This window comes from Martelella mediterranea, assembly GCF_021021415.1.
Taxonomy (GTDB): Bacteria; Pseudomonadota; Alphaproteobacteria; order Rhizobiales; family Rhizobiaceae; genus Martelella; species Martelella mediterranea_C.
Window position 1 is genome coordinate 1 of sequence record NZ_JAINWJ010000036.1, and the last position, 1084, is coordinate 1084.

Consider the following 1084-nt stretch of genomic DNA (forward strand, 5'->3'; position numbering starts at 1 on the left):
GGACGGGATGAGCGAACCTTTCTACCTCAGTGAAGATAGCGGGACGTCCCCCGAGATCGTCTTTGATGCGCTTTCGTTGGAAGACGGAGCCGCCGCCGCTCAAGGCCGCTTCTCGGCTGTTGTCTGCCGCAGGGACAGTATGTTTGCGGACGCTGACCCGAACGACTGCCGACGGGTTGAGGGCACTTTCGATACGGATCTGCGCAAGGCCAATTGAGGCGACGTTTTTGGGCGTGCCAGGAATGGAGGGCTGGATAGCAGAAGCATAGCAGGCTCCCCCCCAGCGACAAGCGATTTGCAACAGAGACGCCTACTCCGCCTTTCCAGGTGACAGGCCCGAGCAGCGGCTCCTCGCGGATCCGGCCGTAAAAGCCGTGCACCACGGCCCGGATCATCCCCTCGTCCAGAACCTCCGGAAGCGGCTTGCTGTCGATGATAACCGTGCGTTCCGGCGCGGGTCGTCCTCTCATGTCTGAAACTCCTTCTTATGACCGGCCTCAGCCCGCCGGACGATGCGCCTTGATCCGCGCCGGGTCGGTCTCGATGCATCCGGCGCCGATCAGATCGAGACAATAGGGGACCGCCGGGAAAACCGCATCGAGGCAAAGCCTTATCGAGGCCGGACGGCCCGGCAGGTTGACGATCAGGCTCTTTCCGCGCACACCGGCGGTCTGGCGCGAGAGGATGGCCGTCGGCGCCTGTTCCAGACTGATGCGCCGCATCAGTTCGCCAAAGCCCGGCAGTTCCTTCTGCATCACCGCCTGCATCGCCTCCGGCGTCTCGTCGCGCGGCGCAGGCCCCGTGCCGCCGGTTGTCAGGATCAGGTCGGCGCGAACATTATCGCACAGCTCCGTCAGCGTATTCCGCACGGAGCCAACCCCGTCCGGTATGATGACGCGGCTCAGAGCATAGGACGACGTGATGGTTTCCGCCAGCCAGGTCTCGATCATGGCGCCGCTTTGATCTTCATATTCGCCCCGGCTGGCGCGATCGGAAATGGTCAGTGCAACGATCAGCATTTTAGCCTCCCAGCACGGACATCGTCCGCCCGATGCCCTCGACTCGGGTCTTCGTAATCGAAAAT

At 62.7% G+C, this 1084-nt stretch carries 2 protein-coding genes; one reads left to right on the top strand and one right to left on the bottom strand.

Annotated elements, in window-relative coordinates:
- On the top strand, positions 1-217 hold a 217-nt coding region (locus K7H91_RS18330), incomplete at its 5' end, for a hypothetical protein (protein ID WP_230721676.1).
- A gap of 280 nt (positions 218-497) precedes the next feature.
- On the opposite strand, the gene mog is transcribed toward K7H91_RS18330, so the two are convergent.
- Positions 498-1019, bottom strand: a complete 522-nt coding sequence (gene mog, locus K7H91_RS18335; protein ID WP_230721677.1) for a molybdopterin adenylyltransferase — start codon at positions 1017-1019, stop codon at positions 498-500.
- Positions 1020-1084 lie beyond the last annotated feature (65 nt).